This is a genomic window from Vibrio sp. RM-69-4 (assembly GCF_024743775.1).
In the GTDB taxonomy this organism is placed as follows: domain Bacteria; phylum Pseudomonadota; class Gammaproteobacteria; order Enterobacterales; family Vibrionaceae; genus Vibrio; species Vibrio anguillarum.
The window spans coordinates 101,151-109,584 of record NZ_JAMQXI010000064.1 but is presented as its reverse complement, the minus strand read 5'-3'; the positions used below and the strand labels follow the sequence as shown (position 1 = coordinate 109,584).

Here is an 8,434-nt window from a genome sequence, read left to right as displayed (position 1 = left end):
TAGGTTACGTTTAGGGATTAATTACTTATAGTAATCAACATCAAAGCAATACTGATTTTTACTGGTAATAACCTATGAGCACTGTCTGTAATGCACAATAATGACAGTTCACCGAGCACATTTAGCATAGCAAAAGGAATACTGTCGACAAAGGTAAGCACATTCGCACCTATTTTGGGTATTTTCTTTTTTGTGTTCGCTTTGGCGATAATTAAAAACTTTTACGACACTAATCGGCTGGCAACCCGTTTCGGTGAACAAGCCATTACACAACTGGAACATCACATCAATCAAACGTCGGATGAACTGAACCAGTTAAGTAAAAACATTTCAAAGCACTGCCAAAGAGAAGACATCATTGCTCTGAGGAGCTATGTATTTCGCTCGAAAATGGTCAAAGAAGTGGGCATGTACAACGCTCACGGGACTATTTTTTGCACCAGCAATGAAGGCCATACCACCATTCATTTGTACAAACATATTCTTGACAGGCTTAAACAATCTCCAACGAATACGACCATTTCATTAACCAAATCTCGCAGTAAAGAGCAGACATTTTTTGTCTATGCTTCACAGCCAGATATGAGCGGCCTCAATGCACTGATGCCTCCAGAACAGTTTATGAACCTAGTCGCTCCTAAACTTGCCAAATGGCACTACGGCTATCAGGTCAACGTGTTAAGCCAAAGTATTCGCAGTGATCAGGAAGAGATCGATTCTGCTCATACTAGCTTTCTCTTTAAATCCGAGCATTACCCACTCTCAATTCAGATCTACTTAAATAACGGATCTTATGCTTACCATTTTCTCGATAACTTATGGCTTGTCTTGCTTACAGCAAGTATTATCTCTTTGATTTATCTTGCTTATCACAACTATTACCTCAGCCGAAATACCTTAGAAGTCTCTTTGAGAGAGGCAATATCAAACCATCAGTTGGAACTCTATTTACAACCGATCGTCGATATTACCGAGAATAGAATTGTTGGTAGCGAAGCGCTACTGCGCTGGAATGAACCCTCTCAAGGCTATATTTCACCCACCATTTTTATCCCGTTGTCAGAGCGTATTGGCGTGATTCACCAAATCACCTACCGTGTGTTGAAATTGGTGACAGAATGTGTGGAGCAGCACAAACATGCGTTGCATGATCAATACATCAGCATCAACATCAGCCGGTTATTGATCATTGATAATTACTTTATGGATTACATGAAACGCTACGCGACAAAACACCCAGCGATTGTTCCACGACTTCTGTTGGAGATCACCGAAGACAACCATTTCAACGTGGACGAGTTGAAGTTAGCCATGGAAAATTTACAGCGACTGAAACAGCTAGGCTTTAAAATCGCGATTGACGATTTTGGTACCGGCTACTCGGGTTTAAATTTTATCCACCAACACGACTTCCACACTCTCAAAATTGATCAAGTTTTTATTAAAAGCTTGCATCAAAATTCAGCCATTACTTCGGTGTTAGTGTCGATGATTAAACTAGCAAAGCAATTGAACATGCGGCTGATTGCTGAGGGCGTTGAGGACCAAGATCAGGTGAGAGAATTAGAGCTGTTGGGTGTACGTTACATCCAAGGTTTTTATTATTCTGAACCTATGTCTGTGGATGCTTTCTTCCAATTTACCCTGTCCGCCAAGCAGATCGCACACCGCTAATCACGCGATCAATCGAACGACGGTTTAAATTCAGTTACGACTTAAATTGAGCTTGCAGCGCACGGCTGACGGGTAACTTATCAGGACCAATCAAGACGTACATTTTACCCGTGAACTCTTTTTTCACTTTATCTATCTTGGCAACATTCACTGCCGTTGAACGGTGGATTTGCCAAAACTGATTCGGGTCAAGCTGCTGCAGCAACTCTTTCAATGAACTGCGCAGTAAGAACTCCTGCACTCCAGAATCACTCTTTACGTATATGGATAAATATTTGTCTTCAGCTTTGGCGTACAACATATCCGCCACCGAAATCAGGTGAATATCTTCACCTTTTTGAACTTTTAACCAGCTTAAAAACGACGGCGATGCCTGTTGGCTTATATGCTGTATCTGCTGTAAAAGGGTTTGCAAATCAGGTAATTGTCGCTCAGAAGAATGCTCGGCTAATCTTAGCTGCAACTTAGTACAGCACTGCACTAAACGCGCTTCAGAAAGCGGTTTCAATAAATAATCCGCCGCATTGGCTTCAAAAGCTTGAATGGCATACTCGTCATAGGCGGTGATAAATACAATCAGTGGTGGCTTTGCCAAACCAGCCAATTGCCTTGCGAGCGACATACCATCCATTTCTGGCATTCGAATATCAATAAAAGCCACTTCGGGCTGATGCTGCTCAATCATGGACAGTGCCACGCGTCCATTTTCGGCTTGCGCGACAATATCGAGCTCTGGCCACACTTCTCCTAATGCACGGTTTAAATGATGCCGCAATAACGGTTCATCATCAGCAATAATAGCGGTCGCAGAGACAGTACTCATGTGGCACTTCCTTGTAGTTGGTCCAATAATAGCCGCTTTATTCTAATCGTTGCCGTCACGCCAGCATCATGATTTTGGGCGATAGTGAGACACGCATCATCAGCGAATAGGCCGCTTAAGCGTTGGCGAATATTATCCAACGCAATACCATGTCCTGCTGAAAGAGCACTTGGCTGCAATCCAATGCCACTGTCACAGACACTGACTTCAAACCACTCGTCATAAATTTCACTTTTGATGGTCACTTTCCCCCCCGCGGCTTTAGGCTCAATACCATGGCTAACAGCATTCTCAACCAAAGGTTGTAACAGCATCGGCGGCAAAGGAATGTCATCCGCTGCGCCAGGCATTGCAATCTCATAATCCAGCCGATCACCTAAACGAATTTTTTGAATACCCAAATACGCATCGACTAAATGTAACTCTTCACGTAGCGTTGTGGTGCGATTGCGGTTACTACGCAGCGACCCACGCAATAAGTCGGTTAGTTTTTCGAGCATCATTTGCGCTTTATAAGGCTCAGAGCCAATCAACACGCTGATATTGGCAAGCGTATTAAATAAGAAATGGGGTTCAATTTGACTTTGTAACTGCTGCAACTGGCTCAAAATCAAGGCTTTCTCTTGTTCAGATTGACGCCGTTTGGAGGCTTCTAGCGCTTTTTCAGCAATCAGCTTTTGTTCATGCGCGTAGAAGTAGAAAAAGCAAACGCCAGTAAAAACGAAACCGAGAAAAATCACCGGTTTCATTGCTGAAAAATGACTAAAGTGCGCGTATTTACTAAGCCATAAATAAGCGTGTAACGTACCGAAAATCATCGACCCCGTGAGCGAAAAAACGTTCACTAAGCGTGCGGACAACTGCGGTGCGAAGCGACTCAGTAAGTGAGCAATGGCCACTGCGCTGTAACCGTAGCCAAAGCTTATTGCTAAGTGCAACGTGATGTCACTGGGCCAAATGGCCTGAGTGGTAAAGGCGATCACCACACAAAACAGCGAAGTAAATAGCAAGCTTTTGGCAAGATTTCGAATCTCAACTTTCTCGCACATTAGAATTTCCCTTTCATATTTAATAGAATCATATGCTTATCTGGTAAGTTTGCATATGTAGAGTCAGCAGGCCCAGTCATAAAACGTGCGGCCAGTTCGATTTCGATAGAGGCTGTACCCGAATCGTACACTGAGTAATTGAGCCATTGGGTAACGATCACGCCGCCATCTTGCGGTGCAATCAGCACATCAAGTGTCGGCACTAAGCCTTGCAACCATTCAATACTCTGGCTCCACGGCCAATGATGCCAAGCTTGGCTATCTAACGAAGCATGCAACATCACATTATGCTGCACGAGATTCACGTGGTTATAGCCTTGTGCGTAAGACCAACCTAACGCTTGATTATGCTGATAACGAACCGAATCCGCGTTGCTCTGCGCTTGTTGCCACTGCTCTTTTCCCCAACTGCGACTGTCGAACCAATATTCTGCAATGACGCTTTGCCCATCACTTCCCGACCAGTTGAACCCTACCAGTGCCTGATAGCCTTGCGTTCGTGATTCAAGAGCCATGCGCGATTCAATCTCTTGTTGTTGAGAGTAAACTGCTTGAGCCAACACGCTGGGCCGTTGGTACGCCAAATAGTGACGCTGATAGAGCGCTGATGCATGCACTTCCCATGCGTCAGTGAGCACAGTAACAAACGAGCTACCCAGCACGCCGCGTCGAACGTCATCATAGTAAGCAATCACCTGCCATTCGGCATTGCCCATCAACTGATAACGCCTTACGCCCGCCCCTTGTTGTTCGGTCATTTGTTGTAACTCGCTGCCTTGCTGCTCTGTCCAAGAGGAATCTGTATAAAAAAGCGTCCATTCACCTTGCTGATCATAATAAGAAGCAGAGAGCGTTCCGGCCCCCTCTTCTACCTGAATACCGACCGGATTGCGGCGATAAGGCTGAAAGAGATCAAGCGGACGATAACCGTAGCCCACTCCCCAATCCAAGCGCACTTTTCCTAGTGTCAGCTCAAACGGCACATCAGCCAGCACTAGGCTGCCTTGCCAAAACAGTTCTTGTAGAATGAACTCGCTGTCGGCGTGCTGCTGTGCATCGCTACTCCACAAGGCGTTTTGTTTGATAGCCACTAGACCCAACCAGCCATGCCACCTCATTTCTACATCCAATAACGCCTCAATCTGCTGCGTATCGCGCACTTGATTACTAGGAAAAAAAAGGCTGTCGCGATGCGCCGTGGTGGATGCGCTCATTACCCAATCCCAATCAAAACTGGGGGCTTCTGCCCGCGCAGCTAAGCTCAATACGCTGGTTAAAAAAGCGAACGCAACACGCTTCATCTCATAACTCCGATAGACTGTTACGAGTCAGATAGGCGGGGTTGTAATATTTTTCATCTAGCTCCATGGGCTCGATGTGTTGATACTCAACCACCGTTTTTTTGGTCGGTTGAATTTGATCAAGCAGCGTCATACTGGTTACGCGCATTCGTCCCTCTTTTTCACCAGCGCGAAACCAAGCCTGCTTGGCCAGTTTTCCAGAGCGTAAATACAAAGAAGCTTTGATTGGGAAATCGTTCTCTTTATCCAACCATAAGATAATTTGCTGGTAGTTCGCCCCTTCTGTGACAGCCAGTAATGACAACTTATGCGTCAGGTAAGGTTGACCACTGGGTGTTTCTATCTGCTCTTCACCCATCAATTGACTTTGGTAATCCTCGCTCCACGTCAGTGTTGAAATATCGCCCACCGAAGCCTCACCAAGCAGTTTTTGCATTGGCGTAATACGAATAGGGCGGCGGCTTTTTGGCATCAACAACCAGTAGTTTTCATCGAGCATCAGCATTTTTTGCCCCGCTTCAACGGAGGATTTGAACACCACTAACGAGTCGCGATTGGCTTTGGTATACACGTGATATTGACGCGTTTTATCGAGCTCACCACGTTCATAAAGCGACACCAAAGAGACGACTTTAGCCGCGCTGTAACCAAGGCGATATTGGTCGGCGTTTTTGGTCATTTGCCCAGCATCTAGCGCCGTCCAGCCAGCGGCCGAGTAGCCACCGCTAAGCGTGATCAGTAATAACATCATCCATTTATACATAAACCAGTGCCTCCGTGATTGGCTTGTTGACTCCTTTGCGTGCCGACAACCAAGCCGCTGCAATACAAATGCTGAGTACGCCAAACGCACTCAGCAGAACCAATTCCCATGAAAAATAAATATGTAAAGGATACCCTTCCGTGCGTCCCGGTGGTGGTGGCATTTGCACATCGACTACCATCAATAACACGCTTGTTAGGGCATTGAACGCCGCACCCACCAGCGTGCCTAAAATGGCTAGCAGTACGGCTTCGCGCATGAAGCTGGCGACGATTTCATTTGGGTAAGTGCCAAGCGCCGACAGCGTTCCGATTTCACGTGTTCTCTCCGTGACCGACATGGTTAAGGTGTTAAATAGCGCGACGAAAACCACCAACCCCATCACCAAGCCCATGATGCCGAAGATGCGATCGTAAAGATCTTTTACTTTTTGATAAAAAAACGCGCGCTGCTGCCAAGGCGTCACTTGAATCGCTTGGCGAAGGCTCATTAATGACAGTTTGTTTTCAACCCAATGCCGCATGCTTTCTGTCTGTTCGGTGCTAAACAAAAACAGCGATAAGGTGCTCACTTTATTCGAAGCTAACAGCTCAGAGGCCGATTGAATGTGCAGATACAATTGGCGTTTATCCAATTCAGGCACACCCGTGGAATAGATGCCGTGCACTTTGAAATCAACCGCGTTGAGCGCGCCATCAGCGGTACTGGTCAGTAAAGTAACCCAGTCGCCAATCGAAACATTTAAGTTTTTGGCGAGATCCACCGCCAGCATCACTTCTGGCTCACTCGCATCAAATCGAGGGGAGTCAATATTGGACAAGGTTTTGCCTTGGCGAACGTCCAAAAATGGCCCTTTCATATCAAACTCTTTATGGTTAACGCCGGAACCGACAAAAATGGTCGATTTGCTACCGTTAGAGACCAACCCGCTAAACTCAATGCGTGGCTGAATGCCTCGTATCCGCTTATCGTCGATTAATCGCTCAACAATCAACGCACTGTCGGCAATCCCATTAGCCAGTGGTGACTCTTCATCTTGCTCAAAAAAGCCCGGTTGGCTGAGCGTTAAATGCCCGGTGTCGCGCGCAGTGGATTCGCGCAGTGCTTGGTAAGTATAAAGGCCAAACCCTCCGGCGCTAGTCAATGCGAAAACCGCAATGGCAATGATCAATACCGAAAGCAGGCTGCGGCGGCGATTACGCAGTAAATTCAGCGCCGCCATACGCCATTCCATAGAAATCAGCTTGCCCATTTCATCGCCTCCTGAATCACTTTGCCATCCACAAGCTGCAAGGTTCGGTCGCAGCGGTTGGCCATGCGCGCGTCGTGCGTAGCCACAATAAAAGTGGTGCCCATTTCGTGTCCAAGGCTTTTCATGATGTCGATCACCACATTGGCGGTATGGCTGTCTAAACTGGCGGTAGGTTCGTCGGCAATCACCATTTCTGGGTTATGGATCAGCGCGCGCGCAATGGCTACGCGCTGTTGCTGGCCGCCTGAAAGGTGATCCGGCCGGTGGTGAGCCAGCGTTTCTAACCCCACTTTGGCTAGCATAGTGCGCGTTAAAGTACGCTGATCGCGCAGGCTGTAGCCGTTTAGCATCAATGGGTAAGCAATATTTTCCGCCGCTGTCATCACCGGAACTAAGTTGAATTTTTGGAAAACGAAGCCTAATTTTTTGCGGCGCAGCGCCGCCGCTTCTCTTGGATCGGTTGGGTAAGGGTAACCCGCCAGTTCAATGTCACCTTGGTAATCTTGATCAAGCAGCCCCAAGATATTGAGCAAAGTGCTTTTTCCCGAACCTGACGGGCCGCACAGCGCTAGCATTTCACCTTGTTTGACTTCGCCATTCACCGCGCTCAACGCCAGCAGCGGCTGCATGCCTAATTGATAGGTTTTACTGATCTGTTCAAATCGTAGCATTTTGTTGCCCTCCCTCATTCGCTTTTCAATTCATGCGTTTTTTCAATCAATCCGTTTTCAATCAACGCATTTGTAATCAAAGCCTTGGCTTGGATGATTTGCGGATGCTCCGCTGGCTGGTTGTCAACTTGCTTACCTTGCTTCTGATGGTTTTGCATCTGGGCAAGCCATTGCTCTGCTTGAGGAATGTCGTTGGCACGAAGGGCGGCTTGAATGGCGTATCGATAAACCCAAGCAGTGGCGGCAAAAGGTTGTGCAGTTAATTCGGGTTCAACAAGAAGGTCGAGATACAAATCATAACCACGCTCAAAATGGTTGAACATATCGGGTAGTGAGGTGTAAGTCGCGGCCGAAACCGCGCGCGTTAAATAGCTATCCGGCAGCCCCATGACGCGCTCTTGTTCAGCAAGCGGCTGCGGGTGATTGCTGAGTAAAGTCAGGCCTTTGTCTATGGTGGCCAAGCCTTCTTCGACGTATCTCATCTTATTCCAAGGCATGAATGCATCACGCCCTTGCAGGGTTTGTGCACTGCCCAGATAAGCTAAGCTGAGCGGTTTGGCCCCTTGCTGTTTAATCAACTGCTCTAGTTGGTGAAGCACAAGCTCCACTTTGTCACTGTCGCCTTCGGCCGCTTGGTTGTACTGCATAATTAAAGCGTCGCTTGGATTAGCTTGAACAGCCGTGATGCTTAGCAGCAACCCGACACTGAGTAGCAGGTTGCGAAGTGAGCGTGAATAAGAAAATGTCGTCATCATGATGGTCCCTTTCATTCGTTGGTGATGAAACTTGCTTGATAACGACAGATTACGCAGCAAATAGGCCAGATGCGCCACTTTGCGATAAAGGGGGATTATGCAGCGTTAATGGCAGGCTGGATGACGTGAATGGGAAGTAGACAAAA

At 47.0% G+C, this 8,434-nt stretch carries 8 protein-coding genes; 1 reads left to right on the top strand and 7 read right to left on the bottom strand.

Annotation, left to right across the window (positions count from 1 at the left end):
* Window positions 1-90: 90 nt before the first annotated feature.
* Window positions 91-1,674, top strand: coding sequence for an EAL domain-containing protein (locus tag NB504_RS10115; RefSeq protein WP_405054808.1), 1,584 nt, complete (start codon window positions 91-93; stop codon window positions 1,672-1,674).
* Window positions 1,675-1,708: 34 nt separating this feature from the next.
* Here the strand turns inward: NB504_RS10115 and NB504_RS10110 are convergent, their stop codons facing one another.
* Genes NB504_RS10110 through NB504_RS10080 form a run of 7 tightly spaced genes read right to left on the bottom strand, consistent with a single transcriptional unit; the run spans window position 1,709 to window position 8,366 of the window.
* The gene (locus NB504_RS10110; RefSeq protein ID WP_017042183.1) at window positions 1,709-2,497 is read right to left on the bottom strand and encodes a LytTR family DNA-binding domain-containing protein; all 789 of its coding nucleotides are present in this window, start codon (window positions 2,495-2,497) and stop codon (window positions 1,709-1,711) included.
* The gene (locus NB504_RS10105; protein WP_017042182.1) at window positions 2,494-3,546 is read right to left on the bottom strand and encodes a sensor histidine kinase; all 1,053 of its coding nucleotides are present in this window, start codon (window positions 3,544-3,546) and stop codon (window positions 2,494-2,496) included. Before NB504_RS10105 ends, NB504_RS10110 begins: the two co-directional genes overlap by 4 nt.
* Window positions 3,546-4,847, bottom strand: a complete 1,302-nt coding sequence (locus NB504_RS10100) for a hypothetical protein (RefSeq protein WP_258428807.1) — start codon at window positions 4,845-4,847, stop codon at window positions 3,546-3,548. The genes NB504_RS10105 and NB504_RS10100 overlap by 1 nt, the downstream gene beginning before the upstream one ends.
* A 1-nt stretch (window position 4,848) precedes the next feature.
* A complete protein-coding gene (locus NB504_RS10095) occupies window positions 4,849-5,610 on the bottom strand; it encodes an outer membrane lipoprotein-sorting protein (protein WP_258428806.1) in 762 nt (253 codons plus the stop codon).
* Window positions 5,603-6,862, bottom strand: coding sequence for an ABC transporter permease (locus tag NB504_RS10090; RefSeq protein ID WP_258428805.1), 1,260 nt, complete (start codon window positions 6,860-6,862; stop codon window positions 5,603-5,605). The genes NB504_RS10095 and NB504_RS10090 overlap by 8 nt, the downstream gene beginning before the upstream one ends.
* Window positions 6,850-7,533 (bottom strand): ABC transporter ATP-binding protein, encoded by a 684-nt coding sequence (locus NB504_RS10085; RefSeq protein ID WP_020477135.1) that lies wholly within the window; start codon window positions 7,531-7,533, stop codon window positions 6,850-6,852. The genes NB504_RS10090 and NB504_RS10085 overlap by 13 nt, the downstream gene beginning before the upstream one ends.
* Window positions 7,534-7,547: 14 nt before the next feature.
* Window positions 7,548-8,366, bottom strand: a complete 819-nt coding sequence (locus tag NB504_RS10080) for a hypothetical protein (protein ID WP_258428803.1) — start codon at window positions 8,364-8,366, stop codon at window positions 7,548-7,550.
* Between the last annotated feature and the right edge of the window lie 68 nt (window positions 8,367-8,434).